Origin of the sequence: Nereida ignava (genome assembly GCF_001049735.1) — a bacterium.
Classification (GTDB): Bacteria; Pseudomonadota; Alphaproteobacteria; order Rhodobacterales; family Rhodobacteraceae; genus Nereida; species Nereida ignava.
In genome coordinates this window covers 118,708-139,813 of record NZ_CVPC01000003.1, presented here as the reverse complement: position 1 = coordinate 139,813, position 21,106 = coordinate 118,708, and the positions used below count along the sequence as shown (strand labels likewise).

Below are 21,106 nucleotides of genomic sequence, written 5' to 3'. Positions count from 1 at the left end.
CTACTCCGCGATCACACGATTGACGCAATCCACAAAATCATCTCCGCGGGCCTCAAAGCTGTCGTATTGGTCAAAACTTGCAGCCGCTGGCGCCAACAAGACAACATCACCTTCCTGCGCATCCGCTAAGGCCTGAGAGACAGCCTCTTGCATTGAGCCGCACACGGCCGTGTCGCAGCTGAGCTGGCGGGCAAAATTCTCTGCCTCGCGCCCAATGACGTAAGCTTTCTTAACATTTCCTAGATGCGGCAGAAGTGCGTTAAGACCGCCCTCTTTTTGCAAGCCCCCACAAATCCAGCGCACTTTTTGGAATGCCTGAAGTGCTTTGGCGGCACTATCTACGTTGGTCGCCTTGCTATCGTTCACAAAACGAATTCCACAGTGCTCTGCAACAGTCTGGGACCGGTGGGGCAAACCTGCGAAGGTATGAAGTGCGGCCTCAATCTGGCGCGGGCCGATACCCACCGCGCGGCAAGCGGCATAAGCAGAGCAGGCATTTTGATGATTATGTGCACCCGGCAAACCCGCAATGCCGCGCAGATCAATGCTGGCGACTTGGCGACCCTTGCGCCATTCCGCAAGAAAGCCCTTCTTGGCAAAAACACTCCAGCCGTTTGACGTCAGCTTACGCTCAACCGAAACAGAAATCACCCGATCCTCGCCCGCAGCTGTCGCCGTCTGATTGGCCAAAAACTGCCCTTCAATTTCATCAATGCCGATGACAGCCCGCTCTGGACCGCCCTCTGCAAAAAGTCGGCGCTTGGCGTTAAAGTACCCGCCCATTCCTGCATGACGGTCAAGGTGATCGGCGCTTAGATTTGTCCAAACCGCAACATCAGGCGTCAAAGCGCGCGCAAGCTCGGTTTGATAAGACGACAACTCAAGCACAATCACTTCGCCGTCATGCGCGGGCTCAATGTCCAACACCCCACGGCCAATGTTGCCAGCCAACTGCGAAGGCCGGCCGCTTGCCTGCAAAATGTGATGGATCAACGCAGATGTTGTGGATTTTCCATTGCTACCTGTGACAGCGATCACCTGCGGCGTGCGGTCAAATGCGTTCCAATCGTTGGTAGCGTAACTGCGGAAAAACAGCCCGATGTCGTTATCCACGGGCACGCCAGCGGCCCACGCCAGCGCAATAACAGGGTGTGGTGCGGGATAAAGATGCGGAATTCCGGGGCTAACGATCAGGGCAGACACGTTCTCAAACGCGCCTTGTTTGGTCAGGTCGTGCAACAACAGCCCCTGCCCCTCGGCACGCAGACGCCCTTGTTCGCTGTCGTCCCAGCAAAGCGCCTCCGCCCCGCCTTCTTCCAACGCATGCGCCGCAGCCAATCCCGAGCGCCCAAGGCCCAAGACCGCAACCCGCTTACCCTCAAAACCTTGCACAGGGATCATCGCCGCACCCTACTTTTTCTTTTGTTTATAAATATCCAAGCCCGACGGCTCACAGTTTACCGTACTTTGAGTGTCGCAAGACCGATCATCGCGAGAATAAGTGAGATAATCCAGAACCGGATCACAATCTGTGGTTCGGCCCACCCTTTTTTCTCATAATGGTGATGGATAGGCGCCATCAAGAAAACCCGTTTTCCGGTTCGCTTGAAATAAAGCACCTGAATGATCACCGAAAGCGCTTCAACCACGAACAGACCGCCTACAATACCAAGAACCAGCTCGTGCTTTGTGGCCACCGCAATCGCGCCGAGCGCGCCGCCAAGTGCAAGCGAACCTGTGTCCCCCATGAACACCGCCGCAGGAGGGGCATTGTACCAAAGAAAGCCAAGCCCGCCGCCAAATAACGCCGCACTAAAGATCAAAATTTCGCCGGTGCCTGGCACGTAATGCACATCAAGATATTCGGTGAAATCCACGCGGCCCACCGCGTAGGCAATCACACCCAAAGTACCCGCAGCAATCATAACAGGCATGATCGCCAAACCGTCCAGACCGTCCGTCAGGTTCACCGCATTCGCGGACCCGACGATGACAATCATCGCAAACGGTACAAAGAAAAAGCCCATGTTAATCAGCGTATCTTTGAAAATCGGCAGCGCCAGTTGATTGGCCAATTGATCCGGATGCACCTGACTGGCCCAAAAGCCAGCAATACCCGCAATTACAAAGCCCAACAAAAGCCGCACGCGGCCGCTGACCCCGTCGGTATTTTGCTTTGAGACTTTGGCGTAGTCATCCGCAAAGCCGATGGCCCCAAACGTCATCGTGACGAACAAAACCAGCCAGACGAAATGATTATCCCAACGCGCCCAGACCAGCGTTGAAAACAGGACAGCTGACAGAATAAGCAAGCCCCCCATCGTGGGTGTGCCCGCCTTAACAAAGTGACCTTGTGGGCCGTCTTCACGGATCGGCTGACCCTTGCCTTGTCTGCGGCGCAACACGTTGATGAGGGTCGGCCCAAACACAAACCCGAAAATCAGCGCCGTTAGAAACGCCCCACCTGCGCGAAAAGTAATGTAGCGAAACAGGTTGAAAAAATCGCCCCCGTCAGAAAGCTCGGTCAGCCAATACAGCATTTTGTGGTCGTCCCCGTTCTTCGTCAGGATTTAGGTGGTACTGGTAGTGCTTTGACCCAATTTACGCAAGGCATCAACGACCTGCGTGACACGGCTGCCCAATGAGCCTTTGACCAAAACCACATCACCGGCATCGACGATATGGCTCACTTCGGCAGCAAGTTCCTGGGCCGTTTCGTACCACCGCCCGCGCTGTGGTGCCCCAAGCGCATCATAAAGCGCCTTCATGCGCGGTCCGACACAATGCACTTTGCTGACGGCGGCCAAATTTGGATCTTGGGCAACACTTGCGTGGATGGCCATTTCGTCGCTGCCTAACTCAAGCATATCGCCCAAGATTGCGATGCGTCTGCCTGAGCTGACCCGCCCAAGATTATCTTGCGGCTCTGCACTGCTTAGCACCGCCAAGGCCGCGGCAAGGGACGCAGGGTTGGCGTTATAGGCATCATCAATAAGGTCGATCACAGCATCCGTATCAACAACATCAAGCACAATCCGCTCGCGCATGCCGCGTCCCGCAGGCGGCTGCCAGCGTGCCATATCAATCGCCGCACGGCCCAGATCACCACCAAGCGCATCCACAACTGCCAACGCACCGAGCGCGTTCATGGCAAAATGCGTGCCTGCGGACATCACTTTGAACAAAATGTCTTCTGTGCCTGTGTCTATTTCAATGCGGGCTTCCACAATTGTTAGGTCATTCAAAACGCGGGCTGAACGCAATTGGTAAGCAGATGACATTTCGCCAAAAAGCCGCATTTCGCAGCCTGATTTGAGCGCATGGTTTTGTAAAATTTCACTCGTCGCGATATCAGCGTTCAACACAGCAACGCCGCCTGCCAGCAAGCCATCAATGATCGAGGCTTTTTCACGCGCGATGCCTTCGATATTTTCAAAAGCCTCAAGATGCGCAGGCGCGACTGTTGTCACCATCGCCACATGAGGGCGGGTCAACTTGGATAGCGGCGCAATCTCACCGGGGTGGTTCATCCCCATTTCAATGACGGCAAACTGTGTATCCGCAGGCATTCGCGCCAATGTAAGCGGCACGCCCCAGTGGTTGTTGTAACTGGCAACAGACGCATGGGTACGCCCTTGGGCAGACAACACATCGCGGAGCATTTCTTTGGTGGAGGTTTTGCCGACGCTTCCCGTGATACCAACAACTTTGGCATTGGTCCGTGCACGTGCGGCGACGGCCAAACGCTCAAGCGCGGCCAACACATCATCAACAATCAAAAGTGGGGCATCGCTTGGCACAGCGTCAGGTACGCGCGATACCATGGCAGCACCCGCACCGGCCTCAAGGGCAGCTGCCACAAAATCATGCCCGTCGCGTACGTCTTTCAGCGCAACGAATAAATCGCCCGCCTCAATCGTGCGCGTGTCAATGCTAATGCCATCTACGGCCCAGCTTCCTTGGGCGACCCCGCCTGTGGCTGCAACCGCTTGTGCACTGGTCCATAAGCTCATCTCACATCATCCCGTCCAAAGCGGCCACTGAAATGCTGGCCTGTTCCACGTCATCAAATGGCAAAACATCCGCACCAATGATTTGACCCGTCTCGTGACCTTTGCCTGCAATCAAAAGGGCGTCACCCTCTTCCAGCATATCGACTGCGCGCAGAATTGCCTCTGCCCGATCGGCCACATTAATCGCATCGGGACACCCTTCCATGACTGCTGCACGGATCGCTGCAGGGTCTTCGGAGCGCGGGTTGTCATCAGTCACAATCACCACATCCGCAGTCGCGGCCGCAGCGGCACCCATCAACGGGCGCTTGGTGCTATCACGGTCCCCGCCGGCGCCGATGACAGCAACCAGTTTGCCAATGATGTGCCCGCGTAGCGAGGCAATAGCCGATCGCACCGCATCCGGCGTATGCGCGTAATCTACGAAAACCGCCGCACCGTTTTGGCGGGTTGCGGCCAACTCCATGCGGCCACGCACGGTTTTAAGATGCGCAAGACTGTCAAATACTTCATCCGCTGCACCGGCTGCGGCAATGACCATGCCAGCCGCAACAAGGGCGTTCTCTGCTTGAAACTGCCCCATGACGTTCAGGCGCAGCGTCCGCGCTTTGCCTTGCCACGCGATCCGCAGTGTTTGGCCTGTGGCATCAAGACGGTGATCCAATATGCGCAGGTCCGCGTCCTCGGCCTTGCCAACGGTGATAACCTTAAGATCACGTGCGACGCAAAGCTGCTTAACGCGCGGTCCCATTGCGTCGTCGATATTGATAACCGCCGTGCCGTCTTCGACCAGAACGCGCTCAAAAAGACCCATCTTGGCGGCGAAATACGCCTCGAACGTCTCATGATAATCCAAATGATCTTGGGTGAAGTTCGTAAAGCCCGCCACTTTGATATGGCACCCGTCCAGCCTGTGCTGATCCAGCCCGTGCGATGACGCCTCCATCGCCGCATATGTCACACCGTTCTGCGTAGCCTCAGCCAAAGCCGCGTGCAGCGTAATGGGATCTGGGGTCGTGTGCGCTAGCGGTGCGGTCCAGTGCCCCTCAACGCCGGTTGTTCCAAGGTTGACCGCAGGCTTGCCCATCTCTTCCCAAATCATCCGCACGAAAGTGGCGACAGATGTTTTGCCATTGGTGCCCGTCACCGCCACCATAGTCTCGGGCTGGGCGCCGAACCAAAGGGAGGTGGCGCGTGCAAACGTTTGGCGTGGCTCATCTGCTATGATCAGCACCGCCTCAGAGGCGGCCAATTCTTCCTTGGCGATCTCGGCGCCCATAGGGTCAGTCAAGATTGCCGCAGCCCCTTGGCGCAGGGCGTATTGGATAAAGTTGGCCCCGTGAACGTGTGCACCAGCAAAAGCCGCAAACAAAAAGCCAGCTTCCACGACGCGGCTATCTAAAGCCACCCCTGTGATGGCAACATCCCGTGCCGCCGTCAGCCCAAGTTGCGAAAGTGTTTTAGTCGTCATTTCAGCCAATGCTCCTCAGAAACACACCCGGTGATGCCCCGCCCTGACGGCCACGCGTCGCTCCCGCGAAGGCCTTACTGTGAGGTCAGTGTTACACGCGCAAGGCTAGCAGGCTCAACAGTTGGGCGCAGGTCTAAAAGCGGAGCCACACGCCGGATCATTTCAGCGGTCACCGGTACCGCAGTCCATCCCGCCGAGCGACGCATCCGACCCAGTCCCATGATCTCGGGTTCATCCAATGTCACAATCAAAACGTACTTTGGATCATGGCTTGGGAACATTGTCGCAAAGGTCGCAATGACGCGGTCCTCATAATATCCACCCGTTGGTTTTGGCTTATCTGCCGTACCTGTTTTACCGGCAACTGAATATCCTGGTACATCACCAAAACTTGCGGTGCCATCAGTGACAACAGCGCGCAGCATTTTTTGCGCCTCGCGTGCCGCCTCGGGCGACATAACGCGGGGGCCAAGCGGCACTGTGCTGTCTTGTTTCAACAAGGTTGGCGTGACCGCCGTGCCACCATTCGCGATGGCCGCATAGCCCGCCGCAAGCTGCATGGGTGAGGTAGACAAGCCGTGGCCGTAACTGATGGTCACGGTGCTTAACTCGGTCCACTTGGGCGGCAGCAAAGGCGTGCCACGCTCAACAGTTTCCACGGGTGCGGCCTCAAAAAAGCCCAAGGATTTGAGGAACTCTTGCTGACGCTCTGCGCCGATCTCAAGCGCCAAACGTCCGGTGCCGCGGTTCGAAGACTTCACCATGATGTCTGACACGCTGAGCTTGCCGTAGTTCTTGTTCTCAAACTCACCGATAGAACGCCTTCCAACACGCATCGGACCTTTTGTATCAATGATGGTGTCAGCATCAGCGATACCCAGATCAACAGCTTGTGCGGCTGTGAAAATCTTAAAAGTCGAGCCAAGCTCGTACACACCCTGTAATGCGCGGTTGAAAAGTGGGCTGTCGCTTTGGTCTTTGTCTTTGTCAGCAACCGTCAAAGGACGCGGGCGGTTGTTGGGATCAAAATCAGGTAGGCTAACGACGCTGATCACCTCGCCGGTTTTTGCATCCATCAACACCGATGACGCGCCTTTGGCGTTCATGATCTTCATACCGTTGAACAGCACTTCTTCGGATGCTGCCTGCACCGTCAGGTCAAGCGACAACTCAAGCGGCTCATTGGCTTTGGCAGGGTCGCGCAAACGGTCATCGAAGAACTTCTCAACACCCGCTACGCCCAATACTTCGGCACTACTTACGCCCTGCTCACCAAAACGCGTACCGCCCAAGATATGCGCCGCAATTGCGCCGTTGGGGTAAAGACGCATCTCACGCGGCCCGAACAGCAACCCTGGGTCACCAATATCATGTGCGGCTTGCTTTTGCTCGGGACTAAGCCGTTTTTTAACCCACGCAAACTTGCGATTGCCGCCAAGTTCCTTGCGCAGTTTTTGCTCGTTCAGATCAGGAAATATCTCAAGCAATTTTGCAATTGTGCCGTCCTTATCAATCATCTGATGAGGATGTGCATACAGCGAATAGGTATCGTGATTTGTCGCCAAAATACGACCACGGCGGTCCAGAATATCAGCACGGTTTGATCGGATTTGCACATTCATCGCAGAGCTGCGCGGCTCTGCCACGTCCGAGGCCGACAACGTCGCCATGCGCCCACCTACAGCACCGAATGCGGTCAAAAAGAACAACCCCAACACCACCAAACTGCCCTCTGCACGGCGGCGGGACTGATCGCGCATTTCTTCATGACGCTTACGCTTGTTATCGCGTTCAATCGCATCAGGATTTTCGCCGCTTTCGCGGGCTTTCAAGATTCGAGCAAGGGGGCGAAGTGGCGTGCGGATCATTGTGCATCCCCAAGTGTCGCGTTCGTATCAACGGCGCCCGTGATCAATCCAAGCGGCGCAATCACAGAGGGATAACTGATCTGGTCAACGCGGCCAAATTGCTGCGGCTCCATCGGCAAAAGACCCAGCAAATCAAAATTGATCTCAGCTAAATCTCGCAGCCGCTCAGGACGGTTCAGGTATGCCCACTCACCACGCAAAATGCCCAGTGTATCGCGCGCCTCAGCGATATCACGCTGTAGGACCCGAACTTCTGCCAGGGCGTCTTTCGTTCGATAATTTTCCTGATAGGCCCAAAAAGCCAGCCCCATGACCGCAAGTGCCGCGCTGATATAAAGCAACGTACGCATCGCTTAGCCCTTTCCCAACGTCGGCATGCCAATGTCGCGCGGCGCCAGTGTTTCGCCCGCCACATCAGCCGGCGCATCACTACGGATCGCAACACGTAGCTTTGCACTGCGCGAGCGGGGATTTTCCTCAAGCTCCTGCGCATCTGGCCCGATTGCTTTGCGGGATTTCAGAGTAAACGCAGGGGTTTCTTGTTCAGCCTCCGGTGCATAACGGTTTGCATTACCTGTCGTGCCCGCACGCATTTGCAAAAAGCGTTTCACCATCCGGTCCTCAGTAGAGTGAAACGTGACCACCGCCAACTTACCACCGGGCTTCAACGCCCGCTCAGAGGCCATAAGGCCCTGATAAAGCGCATCATATTCACCATTCACCGCAATGCGGATCGCTTGAAAACTGCGGGTCGCAGGATGGCTTTGACCCGGTTTTGAGCGCGGCAGTTGACCTGCAATCAGGTCGGCAAGCTCAAGAGTTGTCGTAATAGGGGCCGCAGCGCGTGCCTTCACGATTGCCTTTGCGATCCGGCGAGAGGCGCGTTCTTCACCATATAGAAACAAAACATTCGCTATTTCAGCTTCGGACAATGTGGCGATCAGATCAGCCGCCGAAGGTCCATCTTGGGCCATCCGCATATCAAGGGGGCCGTCTTTCATGAACGAAAAGCCGCGCTCGGCTTGGTCCAGCTGCATCGAACTGACCCCAAGGTCCAAAACAATGCCGTCAAGGTTTTCCGCATAAGTATCGAGTTTGGCGAAATTTCCAGCAACCAGTGTCACACGATCATCGGCCCACGATTTTGCCATCTCAAGTGCTAGCGGATCTTGATCAACGCCAATCACCTGCTCTGCACCCGCCTCAAGCAGCCCGCGCGTATAGCCACCGGCCCCGAGCGTCCCATCAAGCCAGACACCACCTACAGGCGCTACCGCCTCCAACAAAGGACGCAAAAGAACGGGAATATGCGGATCAGCGGACGGTGTAGAAGCGGCGCCCATTGATTATTCCTCATCCCCATCAAGATAAACGGACGGGTCCAAATCCGGATCGAAATCCTCGTCATCCAAAGCGAGGTTATTCTCAGCTTCGAATGTCTCAGGCGTCCAAATTTCAAATGTATCGTTGTTGGCGATGAAGTAGGCCTCGTTCGTAATACCCAACTTTTCGCGCAGCTTGGGGGACAAAACGAACCGCCCCGTTTCATCAACGCTAAGCGTTACCGAACGACCACTGTAAAGGCGCGACAAAGCGTGACGCTTTTTGGAACCACGGGGTAATTTGCGAATTTTAGCATCAACTGAAGCCATACCATCCACAGTGAACCCCTCAAGAAAGGCACGCCGATCATCACCGTAAACTAGAACAAACTCTGGCAACTTGCCATTTTCCCACGCCGGATCACCTGCCTCCAAGACACGCCGAAAGGGCGCGGGAATTGAGACCCTGCCCTTTGCATCCACCTTCTGGTGGTATTCGCCTCTGAACGCACGGACCATCGAGGAACCGGCTCCTGTTGCTACCTTGCGACCTACGCACTGAAATGCGCGGCCCTTTAATTAAAAAGGCGGGCTGATCTGCTGCCACTGATCAACCCGCCTGTGCCCCTTTGCGGGGAAGTCCGACTGCGCGCGCCACCTGGGGGGATGTCTGCTCGCTCACGCGCCGGATCTCGTTGATCGAAGAAGTGAGGCCTGTATGAAACCTTTTTCGGTCGCCGGGTGGGGTTCTTAAGACGCCCCTTAAATGTGTGCTCACCGCTTCGATAGATTTAGGAATACATGGGAATTTATGGGAAGCAACAACTTTTTTTGAGCTAAACGCCTTAAAAACTTAGTAAATCATGAAGCAAACTATACTTTAGACCGCCTTAATGACATCATAATGTAGAAGCATATGGCCCATAACACTAAATGTAGTAGTAGCATTATTGTTCAAATAATTACCAAAAAATCCCAATTTTCATCACTTCAGCTAAAAAAGCCGACCTATCCCACCTAATTTGAGCGGTTATTTGATAAAATCTACGAGATACAGATAGAAAACTACCTATCACTCCCATGATTTCCCACATATCATTATCATATGCAGCAAAAAAGGCGCCCCGAAGGAGCGCCTTAAACTTCAATACAATTGAGGTGTCTGTCTAAGCCATACCGCCTGCGACAAGGCGTTCAGCCAATTGGGCGTAAGCCTGCGCCATAGGGCTGTCACCAGCCGCGATGGGCGTACCAGCATCCCCTGCAAGCCGCGTATCCAGATCAAGTGGTAACGACCCAAGGAAAGGTGCGCCAATTTTCGCAGCCTCGGCCTCAACGCCCCCATGCCCGAACAGATGCGCCTCATGGCCACACTCAGGGCAGACATACGTGCTCATGTTCTCAATCAGACCCAAAACCGGTGTGCGCAAATTATCAAACATATCAAGCGCGCGTCGTGCATCCAAAAGCGCCACATCTTGCGGGGTACTCACTACGATTGCCCCCGTCACTGCCGCGCGCTGGCAAAGCGTAAGCTGCACATCACCCGTGCCTGGCGGAAGATCAACGATCAGAACGTCAAGCTTACCCCACTCAACCTGCCCCAACATTTGTTGGAGTGCGCCCATTAGCATTGGCCCCCGCCACACAACCGCTTTGTCGGGGTCAAGCATCAGACCGATGGACATCATTGTGACGCCGTGGGCCTGCAGCGGAATGATTGTTTTGCCATCTGGGCTGGCAGGACGTTTTGAAACACCCAACATACGCGGCTGACTGGGACCATAGATGTCTGCATCAAGCAGCCCGACTCTACGTCCTTGCTTGGCCAGAGCGACCGCCAGATTTGACGACACTGTCGATTTGCCAACGCCGCCTTTGCCCGACCCAATCGCCAAGATACGGTCAACGCCGGAGACAGGCTTGGGACCGCCCTCTTGCTTTGTCGGGTGTCCGCCAATCTTCAGGCTGGGAGGCGCGGAAGGTTCAGCTTGTGGTTTAGCTGCGGGCTTAGATGGCCCGTGGGCTGTCAGCACGGCACTCACACTACTTATACCAGCAACTTTACCAACCACCGCCTCAGCCGCACGGCGCACACCATCCATGCGCGCAGCAGCTTCGGGATCAGGCGCTTCGATTACGAACCGAACAGTGCCGCCCTCAACACTTAACGCGCGGATCATATCGCGCGACACCAAATCGCCCCCATCAGGCAGCGTAAGAGATGACAGGGCTTTTAGGACTTCTTCTTTACTGGACATCAGTGGACCTTCCTTTGGCATCGGCTCATTGCGCATTCCCTTCGGCAAATAACCCGTTCTGCAAAGATCACAAGCCACATCCACCGCCCCATTACAGCCGATTTTCAGCTAGCGCTAACGGTACGCGGCAAAAGACCTGTGACGAAGCGTTGCAAAAGACGCATAGCTGCAATGCAGCATTGTGCGTTGTGCGGACGCAGCATGGCCCGTATCTTGGGTGCAAGACATTCGAAGCATGGCTCGGCGGACAAGACGCCGGCAAAACTTACAAGGACAAAAGCAATGGCTTTTACAGTTAGCACACCATCGATCTTCCGCCCAACTTTCGCAGACATCCTGCGCGCAAAATTTGACGACGTAAAAACAGCGATCGCTCAGCGCCGCACTTACAAAGCAACATTCAACGAGCTTGCGGTACTTTCAAACCGTGAACTGGCAGACCTCGGAATTTTCCGTTGCGACATCAAACGCATCGCCCTTGAGGCTGCATACGGCGCCTAAGCGCCAACACGAGATCAGGACGCCCTTTCCTCCTCCCGGGGTTGTTCTGTTAAAAGGCGGCGATACCATCCTCCCTGGTATCGCCGCTATTTTTTTGCCTGATTGTTTTTTTGTCGGTGGTTTTGCCATTTCCTTCTGACGCGCCGTCGCTAATGTGCCGCGAATGTATAGTTTCATCCTGCCTTTCCTGGCCTTCGCCTTCGTCAGCTCCGCCACCCCCGGCCCCAACAACGTGATGCTGTTGGCGTCTGGTGCAAACTTTGGTTTTCGGCGAACGCTTCCGCATATGTTGGGCATTTCGATTGGGCACTCGTTTCAGGTGGCGCTGATCGGGCTTGGGCTTTTGCAGTTGTTCAACGCATATCCTGCCAGTTTCATTGTGATGAAATTTCTCAGCGCTGCGTATCTTTTGTACCTAGCTTACAAAATCGCAAATGCCGCCCCACCAGCGGATGCGAAACCTGACAGCAAACCTTTTACATTCTTACAAGCGGCGGCCTTTCAATGGGTCAATCCCAAGGCGCTGTTCATGGCCATTACGGCGCAATCACAATACGCCCAGCCCGAATTTGGCATCTGGGGACCCATCGCAATTGCCTTACTGTTCATGGCCGCAAATTTTCCTGCCGTATCCATCTGGGGATATATGGGCGTGCAAATCAAATCCCTACTAAGCACACCAAGACGCCTGCGGATTTTCAATTACGCTATGGCAGGCATTTTGATCGCTACGCTCTATCCGATGCTCACAGCTGATTTCACCCTCTAGGTTTAAGCGATGCTTTGGCTTTTGATCACCTATGCTGTCGCCAGCACAATCACGCCCGGCCCAAACAACCTGATGCTCTTTGCATCGGGGGCCAATTTTGGCCTTCGCCGCAGCGTAAGGCACATATTTGGCATCAGTCTGGGTCATGTCATAATGATTGGCGGCTTGGGTCTTGGGCTTGCACAAATCTTCGCGGTGATGCCTGCGGCACATACGGTGCTCAAAATCTGCTCCGCAATTTATATGACGTATTTGGCATATAAAATCGCAACTGCTGCACCCCCAAGCGGCGTGGCAAGCACCGCTAAGCCGATGACGTTATGGCAGGCTGCTGCCTTTCAGTGGGTAAACCCCAAAGCATGGGCGATGCATCTCAACGCACTGACACTTTTCGCACCACCAGAAGCTGACTGGCTTGGGTTCCTCACGGTGATCATCGTCATTCCTCTGATCAACACGCCATGCGTCACCGTCTGGGCCGTGCTTGGCTCAAAAACGAAACGCTGGCTCAATGCCCCGCGCAGATTGCGGGCATTCAACATGACCATGGCACTTATGCTGATCGCATCGATCTTGCCTATTTTGCGTGCTGGTGTACCGGTTTAGTCCGCAATACCCACTCAAAAAGGCACGTCGCCCGCATGGTCCGCCGCCACAATAAAGCGCGCAACGACTTTCTTAGCACCCGCCTTATCAAACTCGATATCCAGCTTGTCGCCTTCAATACCCATCACTGTGCCGTAGCCAAATTTGGTGTGGAATACACGGTCACCGGCAGTATGCGCGCTGACCGCTGTTGCATCGATCGTGATGTTTTTCGCCTCTGCAGGTTGGGTCATGCCGCGCTGCGCTGCACGTGATTGAAGCCGCCGCCACCCCGGTGAGTTGTAGACATTGGCCGAGGCCGCTTCTTCGTGCAGTGTTGATTGCGGTGCGGCTGCGGCACCAAAACCACCACCATAAAGACCCGGCGGTGTCAGCACATCAACGTGTGCCTCAGGTAGCTCGTCAATAAAACGCGAGGGCATCGCCGATTGCCATTGACCGTAAAGCCGGCGGTTAGCAGCAAATGAGATCGTGCAAATCGCCTCTGCTCGCGTGATGCCTACATAGGCCAAGCGCCGCTCTTCCTCGAGACCCTTCACACCGCTTTCATCCATGGACCGCTGTGATGGAAACAGGCCGTCTTCCCAACCAGGCAAGAACACCGCGGGAAATTCCAAACCCTTGGCGCCGTGCAAAGTCATAATGCTGACTTTCTCGCCGTCTTGTTCGCTTTCGTTGTCCATGATCAGGCTGACGTGCTCAAGAAATCCTTGCAGGTTCTCAAAGCCTTCCAGCGCCTTCACAAGTTCCTTAAGGTTTTCAAGCCGCCCCGGCCCCTCGGGTGTTTTGTCGTTTTGCCACATCTCGATGTAGCCAGACTCTTCTAAGATAAGCTCTGCCACTTCGATGTGGCTGCGGCGTGCCTCAGATATCCAACTGTGCCAGCGGTCAAATCCCGCTACGAACTTTTCAAGTTCCTTGAACCCTTTGCCCGTGATCCCTTTGGCCGCGACCAGCAAACGCGCGCCTTCAATAAGCGACACACCATTACTACGCGCCGCCACTTGGATTTTCTGTTGGGCTTTATCGCCAAGGCCGCGCTTGGGCGTATTGATAATCCGCTCAAATGCCAGATCGTCCGTGGGGCTAATCGCAAGGCGGAAGTACGCCATTGCATCGCGGATCTCCATCCGCTCGTAAAAACGCGGCCCCCCAATCACGCGGTACGGCAGCCCGATGGTCAAAAAGCGATCTTCAAAGCCCCGCATTTGATGCGACGCACGTACAAGTATCGCCATATCATCAAGGCTGATTGGGGCCTGCCCGCGCGTGCCGCGTTGCATGGCCTCAACTTCTTCACCAATCCAACGGGCCTCTTCATCACCGTCCCAATGACCAATAAGGCGTACTTTGTCGCCCTCGTCACGTTCGGTCCAAAGGGTCTTTCCAAGACGCCCTTTGTTGCCAGCGATGACACCAGATGCTGCCCCCAGAATATGATGGGTCGAGCGATAGTTTTGCTCAAGCTTGACCACATGCGCGTTCTCAAAGTCTTTTTCGAAGCGCAAAATATTGCCAACTTCTGCGCCCCGCCAGCCATAGATCGACTGATCATCGTCGCCCACACAGCAGATGTTTTTGTGCCCCGCCGCCAACAATCGAAGCCACATATATTGCGCCACGTTCGTATCTTGGTATTCGTCCACAAGGATGTATTTGAACCATCTTTGATACTGTGCCAGCACATCTGAATGGTTTTGGAAAATGCTTACGACGTGCAACAACAGATCGCCAAAATCGCAGGCGTTAAGCGTTTTTAGACGCGCTTGGTATTGCGCGTAAATCTCAACGCCCCGCCCATCAAAGGCACTGCTATCGGCAACAGGCACGTTCTCAGGCGTTAGCGCACGGTTTTTCCAACCGTCAATTACCGTCCCAAGCGCCCGCGCAGGCCAGCGTTTTTCATCCAAGCCATCTGCCACAATCAGTTGCTTTAACAGGCGGTTCTGATCGTCGCGGTCCAGAATGGTGAAGTTGGACTTCAGTCCTGCAAGCTCGGCATGTCTGCGCAACAACTTCACACAAATAGCGTGGAACGTGCCAAGCCACGGCATCCCCTCAACCGTTGCGCCCATCAGTGCGCCAACACGGTCCTTCATCTCGCGCGCGGCTTTGTTGGTGAACGTCACCGCCAAGACCTCGTTCGGGCGAGCACGGCCAGTTGTCAAAAGATGTGCGATTCGACAGGTCAGCGCCTTGGTTTTACCGGTGCCGGCACCCGCCAACATCAAAACGGGCCCATCAAGGGTCTCTACGGCCTGACGTTGCGCGGGGTTCAAGCTGTCCAAATAGGGCGCAGGGCGCGCCTGCATGGCACGTTGACTTAGCGGGATGCTTGCCGCCTCGAAGGCGTCATCTTCGGAAAAATCGCTCATGTGTAATTATGTAGCGCGGTTGCCCTGCGGTGAAAACCCATGTTCGCTCATTGTTCGCAGCACAGGCGCTGCTCAGACACATACCCAATTCTACGATGTTTACGGATTTACAAAAACGTCATAGAAGATACTCAAATTGCTGCACTGCAACATGACTACACAAGGATGATCCCATGGCTGATTTCAACAAAATTCTTATTGCCAACCGTGGGGAGATCGCGATCCGAATTATGCGCGCAGCAAACGAGCTTGGCAAAAAGACGGTCGCGGTATTTGCGGAAGAAGACAAGCTGGGGCTGCACCGTTTCAAGGCGGATGAAGCATACCGTATCGGCGAGGGCCTTGGTCCCGTTGCAGCCTATCTGAGCATTGACGAAATGATCCGCGTCGCTCTTGAGGCCGGCGCAGATGCGATCCACCCGGGCTATGGGTTGTTGTCTGAAAACCCCGAGTTTGTGGATGCATGCGCTGCAAACGGCATTACATTCATCGGTCCCAAGGCTGACACGATGCGCGCTTTGGGTGACAAGGCAAGCGCCCGCCGCGTCGCCATTGACGCTAATGTTCCTGTGATCCCCGCCACCGAGGTGCTTGGCGATGATATGGCAGAGATCAAAAAACAAGCGGCTGAGGTCGGCTATCCACTGATGCTTAAGGCGTCATGGGGGGGCGGCGGCCGCGGGATGCGCCCAATCTTTAGCGAAGACGAGCTTGAGGAAAAAGTCCTCGAAGGCCGCCGCGAAGCTGAAGCCGCGTTTGGCAACGGAGAAGGTTATCTTGAAAAGATGATCACCCGCGCGCGCCACGTTGAAGTACAAGTACTTGGCGACAGCCACGGTGAGATGTACCACCTTTACGAGCGCGACTGTTCTGTCCAACGCCGCAACCAGAAAGTCGTTGAGCGCGCCCCTGCCCCCTATCTAAGTGGCACCCAACGCGAGCAAATCTGCAACTTGGGCAAAAAGATCTGTCAGCACGTCAATTATGAATGTGCCGGCACTGTTGAGTTCTTGATGGATATGGACAGCGGCGAGTTCTACTTCATCGAGGTGAACCCACGCGTCCAAGTTGAGCACACGGTGACCGAAGAAGTCACAGGCATCGACATTGTGCGCGCGCAGATCCTGATCGCAGAGGGTAAGTCACTTGTTGAGGCGACAGGCGTGTCGACCCAGTATGATGTCAAACTTGACGGTCATGCCATTCAATGCCGCGTCACCACCGAAGACCCGCAAAACAACTTTATTCCTGACTATGGCCGGATCACAGCGTACCGCGGTGCTACGGGCATGGGCATTCGGCTTGATGGCGGCACCGCTTATTCTGGCGCGGTCATCACACGGTATTACGATAGCCTGTTGGAAAAAGTCACCGCTTGGGCCCCAACGCCAGAAGCCGCCATTGCGCGGATGGACCGTGCCCTGCGGGAGTTCCGCATCCGCGGTGTTTCAACCAACATTGCTTTTGTCGAGAACCTGCTCAAGCACCCGACGTTCCTCAGCAATGAGTACACCACGAAGTTTATCGATGACACGCCTGCGCTGTTTGATTTCAAAAAGCGCCGTGATCGTGCGACGAAACTGCTTACATACATTGCGGACATCACCGTAAACGGACACCCCGAGACCGTTGACCGCCCCCTGCCCGCCGCAGAAGCGCGTGCGCCAAAGCCACCGGTGCGCATTGCGCAGAACACGCCGGATGGCACACGCACAATTCTGGATGCCCAAGGCCCGCAAGCCGTGGCCGATTGGATGGCGGCACAGAAGCACTTGCTGATTACAGATACGACCATGCGCGATGGGCACCAGTCTTTGTTGGCCACACGCATGCGCTCAATTGATATGATCAAAGCGGCACCAGCGTACGCGCAGAACCTATCGGGTCTTTTCTCGGTTGAGTGTTGGGGCGGCGCGACTTTTGACGTGGCCTATCGTTTCTTGCAGGAATGCCCATGGCAGCGTTTGCGCGACATCCGCGCACAGCTTCCAAATGTCATGACGCAAATGTTGCTGCGCGCCTCAAACGGTGTCGGCTACACGAACTACCCCGACAACGTGGTTGAGTTCTTTGTCAAACGCGCCGCTGCCTCTGGTGTTGATGTATTCCGCGTCTTTGACAGCCTAAACTGGGTCGAGAACATGCGTGTTGCTATGGACGCGGTGATTGATGCGGGCAAAGTGTGCGAAGGCACTATTTGCTACACTGGTGATCTGCTGAACCCAGAGCGCAGCAAATACGATCTGAAATATTACGTTGATATGGGCCAAGAGCTGAAGGCCGCAGGTGCGCATGTGCTGGGTCTGAAAGATATGGCAGGGCTTATGAAGCCCGCATCAGCGCGCATCTTGATCAAAGCGCTCAAAGAAGAAGTCGGCCTTCCGATACACTTCCACACCCATGACACTGCAGGCATGGCAACTGCGACAATTCTTGCAGCCGCCGAAGCGGGTGTAGATGCCGTTGATTGTGCAATGGACAGCTTTTCCGGCAACACATCCCAAGCAACATTGGGATCAGTCGTTGAAGCATTGCGCAACACAGATCGCGACACAGGCCTCGATATCAAAGCGATCCGTCAGATCAGCGATTATTTTGAAGCTGTGCGCGGACAATACGCAGCATTTGAAAGCGGTCTCCAAGCACCGGCATCAGAAGTATATCTGCACGAAATGCCCGGCGGTCAGTTCACGAACCTCAAGGCACAAGCCCGCAGCTTGGGCCTTGAAGAACGCTGGCACGAAGTGGCGCAAATGTATGCAGACGTGAACCAGATGTTCGGCGATATCGTCAAAGTCACACCGTCCTCTAAGGTGGTCGGCGACATGGCACTGATGATGGTCTCCCAAGGGCTTAGCCGCGCGGATGTGGAAAACCCCAAAAAGGATGTCTCATTCCCCGATAGTGTGATCGACATGATGAAGGGCAACTTGGGGCAGCCCAAAGGTGGCTTCCCCGATCTGATCGTTTCCAAAGCGCTCAAAGGCGACAGCCCTAACCTTGAACGCCCCGGTAAACACCTCGCACCTGCCGATCTTGAAGCAGAACGCGCGGCAGCAAGCACGGCCTGTGGTGGCAGCAGCATCGATGACGAAGACCTTGCAGGCTATCTGATGTATCCAAAAGTCTACACAGATTACGCGACACGCCACGATATGTACGGCCCCGTTCGCGCCTTGCCAACGCCAGTGTTTTTCTACGGCATGGACGTTGGCGATGAAATCGCAGCCGAGATTGACCCAGGCAAAACTCTGGAGATCCGCCTGCAGGCGATCGGCGACACCAACGAAGACGGTGAAGTAAAAGTGTTCTTTGAGCTAAACGGCCAGCCGCGCAACATTCGCGTGCCAAACCGCGCCATCAAAGCAACAACCGCCGCCCGCCCCAAAGCAGAGTTGGGCAACGCGGACCACATCGGCGCCCCCATGCCCGGTGTTGTCGCAAGCGTCGGCGTCACTGTTGGTCAAAAAGTCAGTGAGGGCGATTTGCTTCTGACAATCGAAGCAATGAAGATGGAAACAGGCATCCACACCGAGCGCGACGCGGTCATCAAGGCCGTTCACGTCGCGGCTGGGGGTCAAATTGACGCCAAAGACCTTCTGGTTGAGTTCGAATAACCAGCCAACCCAACTTACCGACCCAAGACCAAAGCCCCGCAAGCCTTTGTTTTGTGGGGCTTTTTGCTGTGCGATGGCTCCAGACAACACCCTTCGCAAAAGCATTTACAAAAAAATGTCATATTTCGTAATTTTCGCCTTGCAGCCACCCCGTGAAAATCCTAAATCAAGCGCACTAGCGGATGCGGGCGTAGCTCAGGGGTAGAGCATAACCTTGCCAAGGTTAGGGTCGGGCGTTCGAATCGCCTCGCCCGCTCCAGTTAGCCGGTTTCACCCAAGCCGGACACAAACAAAGGTCGCCCTAATCGGCGGCCTTTTGTGTTTCTACTAGGTAGTCTTTGGTCGATCGTAACTGGCACCCGCTGAAACCCCAAAGCCGCACCTCGGAAAAATCAGTAGCGCTGATCTTTCGCGCTGCGCCAAAACCGCCTAGAGCCTGTCACACCATCACAGCGGAGATGAAATGATGCGCACAAGTAAAGTTGCCCGTAAAACAGCGGAAACAGATATTTCTGTTGAACTGACCCTCGACGGCACTGGCACCTATGACAACCAAACTGGCGTTGGTTTTTTTGACCACATGCTGGATCAGCTTGCGCGTCACGCCTTGATGGACATGACTGTGCGCTGTTCTGGTGATTTGCATATTGATGACCACCACACAGTTGAAGACGTGGGGATCGCAATTGGACAAGCCTTGAATGAGGCGTTGGGCGACAAGCGTGGCATCAACCGGTACGGTGAATGCGCACTTGCCATGGATGATGCACAAGTACGCTGCGCGCTTGATCTGTCTGGCCGCCCCTTCTTGATCTGCAATCTCGATATGCCCACGCAGAAAATTGGCACGTTTGACACCGAACTGGTGCGCGAGTTTTTCCAAGCGTTTTCGACCCATGGCGGCATCACGTTGCACATCGATCAAGTGCACGGCTTCAACAGCCACCACATTGCCGAGGCCGCTTTCAAAGCAGTGGCCCGCGCCCTGCGCAGCGCCATGGAACAAGACCCCCGCAAAGCGGATGCAATCCCTTCAACCAAGGGTATTCTCTAAATGCGCACTGTCCTGATCGACTACGACAGCGGCAATCTTCATTCAGCAGAAAAAGCGTTTCAGCGCATGGCGCTGGAACGTGACGCGGGCGAGGTGATTGTCAGTGACCGAGCGGAAGATGTGGCCAGCGCAGACCGCATTGTCCTACCCGGTGACGGCGCTTTTCCCGCCTGTCGCAGCCAGCTTTTTGAACGCTCTGATTTGTTTGAGGCGCTCAACGAGGCAGTCACGCAAAAAGGTCGCCCTTTTATGGGAATTTGCGTCGGCATGCAGCTGATGGCGAACCGCGGCTTTGAATACGAAGAAGTTGACGGCTTTGGTTGGATCAACGGTGATGTGAAACGCATCGCTCCAAAAAATTCTAACCTTAAGATCCCGCACATGGGGTGGAACGAGTTAATCATCGATGCCCCCCACCCCGTTTTGGATGGCGTCACAAACGGCGACCATGCCTATTTTGTGCACAGCTACCAGATGGAAATGCACAGCATGGACGAACGGCTGGCCCATGTGGAATATGGCGGCGATGTAACAGCCGTTGTGGGCATGCAAAACCGTATCGGCGTGCAATTTCATCCCGAGAAATCACAAAGCGCGGGTCTGCGCATGATCGGTAACTTTTTGACGTGGGCCCCGTAGCCTTGGCCCCGTAAGCCGCATCAAAAGACCCAGTTGCTAAAAGCATAAAAGCCCAAAGGTTTGGATCAACCTTTGGGCCTTGGCGTTTCAGATAGGGTGACCAAATTTAATTTACGCGTGTCCAGACCTGCTTTTTGCAAATAATTGCAACGCAGCCTGAGACATTCAAAACATCGCCAGACAGTGACATTTTCGAGTTAAAGACCTTATCCGTGGATGGCTGCCAGATTTTGCCAGACTTGTAAGACCCGCCGCCGCGCGCAACCATATCCCAGACAAGCTTTTTACCTTTGTTATCGGATGCCCACGGGCCTTGCGCATTAAATGCCTGTGCGATCACACCACAAATCTTGTCGCCGCAGGTGCTCATTTCAACGTGGGCGTAGTTGCCATCGTCCACTTCTGTTTTCCACGTCCCCAAAACAGGGTCCGCTGCGGCAAAGCCTGCCCCCATCACCAACGCAACAGCGGCGCCAATCACCTTTTTCATACCAAGCTCCTCCCTAAGTTAAGATATCCTGCAACCGCGATGCGCGCGCGGACAAGGCTGACGTTGCGTTGCGGGGCCGAATGCCTATAACCGCGCCAACACCGTTTAACAAAGAGATGC

General features: G+C 54.9%; 17 protein-coding genes and 1 tRNA gene. 7 read left to right on the top strand and 11 right to left on the bottom strand.

From position 1 onward, the window contains the following. The 9 genes from murD to NIG5292_RS02865 form a co-directional block, all read right to left on the bottom strand. Nucleotides 1-1,401, bottom strand: a complete 1,401-nt coding sequence (gene murD / locus NIG5292_RS02905) for a UDP-N-acetylmuramoyl-L-alanine--D-glutamate ligase (protein ID WP_048597859.1) — start codon at nucleotides 1,399-1,401, stop codon at nucleotides 1-3. 56 nt (nucleotides 1,402-1,457) lie between these two features. Then, complete coding sequence (mraY, locus tag NIG5292_RS02900) at nucleotides 1,458-2,540, bottom strand: phospho-N-acetylmuramoyl-pentapeptide-transferase (protein WP_048597858.1); 1,083 nt, start codon at nucleotides 2,538-2,540, stop codon at nucleotides 1,458-1,460. A 30-nt stretch (nucleotides 2,541-2,570) separates the two neighbouring features. Further along, complete coding sequence (locus NIG5292_RS02895) at nucleotides 2,571-4,013, bottom strand: UDP-N-acetylmuramoyl-tripeptide--D-alanyl-D-alanine ligase (RefSeq protein WP_048597857.1); 1,443 nt, start codon at nucleotides 4,011-4,013, stop codon at nucleotides 2,571-2,573. Nucleotide 4,014: 1 nt separating this feature from the next. Continuing rightward, nucleotides 4,015-5,484 carry a UDP-N-acetylmuramoyl-L-alanyl-D-glutamate--2,6-diaminopimelate ligase gene (locus NIG5292_RS02890; RefSeq protein ID WP_048597856.1) on the bottom strand — a complete coding sequence of 490 codons (1,470 nt, stop codon included), beginning with the start codon at nucleotides 5,482-5,484 and terminating at the stop codon, nucleotides 4,015-4,017. Between the two features lie 74 nt (nucleotides 5,485-5,558). Continuing rightward, nucleotides 5,559-7,352: a peptidoglycan D,D-transpeptidase FtsI family protein gene (locus NIG5292_RS02885; protein WP_048597855.1), complete on the bottom strand. Its 1,794-nt coding sequence runs from the start codon at nucleotides 7,350-7,352 to the stop codon at nucleotides 5,559-5,561. After that, on the bottom strand, nucleotides 7,349-7,702 hold the full coding sequence (ftsL, locus tag NIG5292_RS02880; protein WP_048597854.1) for a cell division protein FtsL: 354 nt from the start codon (nucleotides 7,700-7,702) through the stop codon (nucleotides 7,349-7,351). The genes NIG5292_RS02885 and ftsL overlap by 4 nt, the downstream gene beginning before the upstream one ends. Nucleotides 7,703-7,705: 3 nt before the next feature. Then, complete coding sequence (gene rsmH, locus NIG5292_RS02875; RefSeq protein WP_048597853.1) at nucleotides 7,706-8,695, bottom strand: 16S rRNA (cytosine(1402)-N(4))-methyltransferase RsmH; 990 nt, start codon at nucleotides 8,693-8,695, stop codon at nucleotides 7,706-7,708. A 3-nt stretch (nucleotides 8,696-8,698) separates the two neighbouring features. After that, nucleotides 8,699-9,193, bottom strand: a complete 495-nt coding sequence (gene mraZ / locus NIG5292_RS02870) for a division/cell wall cluster transcriptional repressor MraZ (RefSeq protein ID WP_048597852.1) — start codon at nucleotides 9,191-9,193, stop codon at nucleotides 8,699-8,701. 647 nt (nucleotides 9,194-9,840) lie between these two features. Continuing rightward, complete coding sequence (locus NIG5292_RS02865; RefSeq protein WP_048598172.1) at nucleotides 9,841-10,935, bottom strand: Mrp/NBP35 family ATP-binding protein; 1,095 nt, start codon at nucleotides 10,933-10,935, stop codon at nucleotides 9,841-9,843. Nucleotides 10,936-11,217: 282 nt separating this feature from the next. On the opposite strand from NIG5292_RS02865, the gene NIG5292_RS02860 reads away from it, so the two are divergent. The 3 genes from NIG5292_RS02860 (at nucleotide 11,218) to NIG5292_RS02850 (ending at nucleotide 12,811) form a co-directional block, all read left to right on the top strand. Continuing rightward, nucleotides 11,218-11,436: a DUF1127 domain-containing protein gene (locus NIG5292_RS02860; RefSeq protein ID WP_048597851.1), complete on the top strand. Its 219-nt coding sequence runs from the start codon at nucleotides 11,218-11,220 to the stop codon at nucleotides 11,434-11,436. Between the two features lie 163 nt (nucleotides 11,437-11,599). Then, entirely contained in the window at nucleotides 11,600-12,205 is a 606-nt protein-coding gene (locus NIG5292_RS02855; protein ID WP_048597850.1) for a LysE family translocator, read from the top strand. Between the two features lie 9 nt (nucleotides 12,206-12,214). Beyond that, on the top strand, nucleotides 12,215-12,811 hold the full coding sequence (locus NIG5292_RS02850; RefSeq protein ID WP_048597849.1) for a LysE family translocator: 597 nt from the start codon (nucleotides 12,215-12,217) through the stop codon (nucleotides 12,809-12,811). Between the two features lie 14 nt (nucleotides 12,812-12,825). Here the strand turns inward: NIG5292_RS02850 and NIG5292_RS02845 are convergent, their stop codons facing one another. Then, complete coding sequence (locus tag NIG5292_RS02845) at nucleotides 12,826-15,186, bottom strand: ATP-dependent helicase (protein ID WP_048597848.1); 2,361 nt, start codon at nucleotides 15,184-15,186, stop codon at nucleotides 12,826-12,828. A 173-nt stretch (nucleotides 15,187-15,359) separates the two neighbouring features. Between NIG5292_RS02845 and NIG5292_RS02840 the strand changes: the two genes are divergently transcribed. The 4 genes from NIG5292_RS02840 to hisH all read left to right on the top strand — a co-directional run bounded on the left by NIG5292_RS02840 (nucleotide 15,360) and on the right by hisH (nucleotide 20,496). Beyond that, a complete protein-coding gene (locus NIG5292_RS02840) occupies nucleotides 15,360-18,803 on the top strand; it encodes a pyruvate carboxylase (RefSeq protein WP_048597847.1) in 3,444 nt (1,147 codons plus the stop codon). 184 nt (nucleotides 18,804-18,987) lie between these two features. Beyond that, nucleotides 18,988-19,062: transfer RNA gene (locus NIG5292_RS02835), tRNA-Gly, on the top strand. 207 nt (nucleotides 19,063-19,269) lie between these two features. Then, nucleotides 19,270-19,857 carry an imidazoleglycerol-phosphate dehydratase HisB gene (gene hisB, locus NIG5292_RS02830; RefSeq protein WP_048598171.1) on the top strand — a complete coding sequence of 196 codons (588 nt, stop codon included), beginning with the start codon at nucleotides 19,270-19,272 and terminating at the stop codon, nucleotides 19,855-19,857. Then, nucleotides 19,858-20,496 carry an imidazole glycerol phosphate synthase subunit HisH gene (gene hisH / locus NIG5292_RS02825; RefSeq protein WP_048597846.1) on the top strand — a complete coding sequence of 213 codons (639 nt, stop codon included), beginning with the start codon at nucleotides 19,858-19,860 and terminating at the stop codon, nucleotides 20,494-20,496. It abuts the gene before it with no gap. A gap of 106 nt (nucleotides 20,497-20,602) precedes the next feature. Here hisH and NIG5292_RS02820 read toward each other — a convergent pair whose 3' ends face one another. Further along, on the bottom strand, nucleotides 20,603-20,986 hold the full coding sequence (locus NIG5292_RS02820; RefSeq protein ID WP_048597845.1) for a DUF2147 domain-containing protein: 384 nt from the start codon (nucleotides 20,984-20,986) through the stop codon (nucleotides 20,603-20,605). Between the last annotated feature and the right edge of the window lie 120 nt (nucleotides 20,987-21,106).

What these genes read in the sequence shown, in the direction of transcription:
- murD (WP_048597859.1), bottom strand. Translation starts at nt 1,401, where the DNA reads ATGATCCCTGTGCAAGGTTTTGAGGGTAAGCGGGTTGCGGTCTTGGGC.
- mraY (WP_048597858.1), bottom strand. Translation starts at nt 2,540, where the DNA reads ATGCTGTATTGGCTGACCGAGCTTTCTGACGGGGGCGATTTTTTCAAC.
- NIG5292_RS02895 (WP_048597857.1), bottom strand. Translation starts at nt 4,013, where the DNA reads ATGAGCTTATGGACCAGTGCACAAGCGGTTGCAGCCACAGGCGGGGTC.
- NIG5292_RS02890 (WP_048597856.1), bottom strand. Translation starts at nt 5,484, where the DNA reads ATGACGACTAAAACACTTTCGCAACTTGGGCTGACGGCGGCACGGGAT.
- NIG5292_RS02885 (WP_048597855.1), bottom strand. Translation starts at nt 7,352, where the DNA reads ATGATCCGCACGCCACTTCGCCCCCTTGCTCGAATCTTGAAAGCCCGC.
- ftsL (WP_048597854.1), bottom strand. Translation starts at nt 7,702, where the DNA reads ATGCGTACGTTGCTTTATATCAGCGCGGCACTTGCGGTCATGGGGCTG.
- rsmH (WP_048597853.1), bottom strand. Translation starts at nt 8,695, where the DNA reads ATGGGCGCCGCTTCTACACCGTCCGCTGATCCGCATATTCCCGTTCTT.
- mraZ (WP_048597852.1), bottom strand. Translation starts at nt 9,193, where the DNA reads ATGGTCCGTGCGTTCAGAGGCGAATACCACCAGAAGGTGGATGCAAAG.
- NIG5292_RS02865 (WP_048598172.1), bottom strand. Translation starts at nt 10,935, where the DNA reads ATGTCCAGTAAAGAAGAAGTCCTAAAAGCCCTGTCATCTCTTACGCTG.
- NIG5292_RS02860 (WP_048597851.1), top strand. Translation starts at nt 11,218, where the DNA reads ATGGCTTTTACAGTTAGCACACCATCGATCTTCCGCCCAACTTTCGCA.
- NIG5292_RS02855 (WP_048597850.1), top strand. Translation starts at nt 11,600, where the DNA reads ATGTATAGTTTCATCCTGCCTTTCCTGGCCTTCGCCTTCGTCAGCTCC.
- NIG5292_RS02850 (WP_048597849.1), top strand. Translation starts at nt 12,215, where the DNA reads ATGCTTTGGCTTTTGATCACCTATGCTGTCGCCAGCACAATCACGCCC.
- NIG5292_RS02845 (WP_048597848.1), bottom strand. Translation starts at nt 15,186, where the DNA reads ATGAGCGATTTTTCCGAAGATGACGCCTTCGAGGCGGCAAGCATCCCG.
- NIG5292_RS02840 (WP_048597847.1), top strand. Translation starts at nt 15,360, where the DNA reads ATGGCTGATTTCAACAAAATTCTTATTGCCAACCGTGGGGAGATCGCG.
- hisB (WP_048598171.1), top strand. Translation starts at nt 19,270, where the DNA reads ATGCGCACAAGTAAAGTTGCCCGTAAAACAGCGGAAACAGATATTTCT.
- hisH (WP_048597846.1), top strand. Translation starts at nt 19,858, where the DNA reads ATGCGCACTGTCCTGATCGACTACGACAGCGGCAATCTTCATTCAGCA.
- NIG5292_RS02820 (WP_048597845.1), bottom strand. Translation starts at nt 20,986, where the DNA reads ATGAAAAAGGTGATTGGCGCCGCTGTTGCGTTGGTGATGGGGGCAGGC.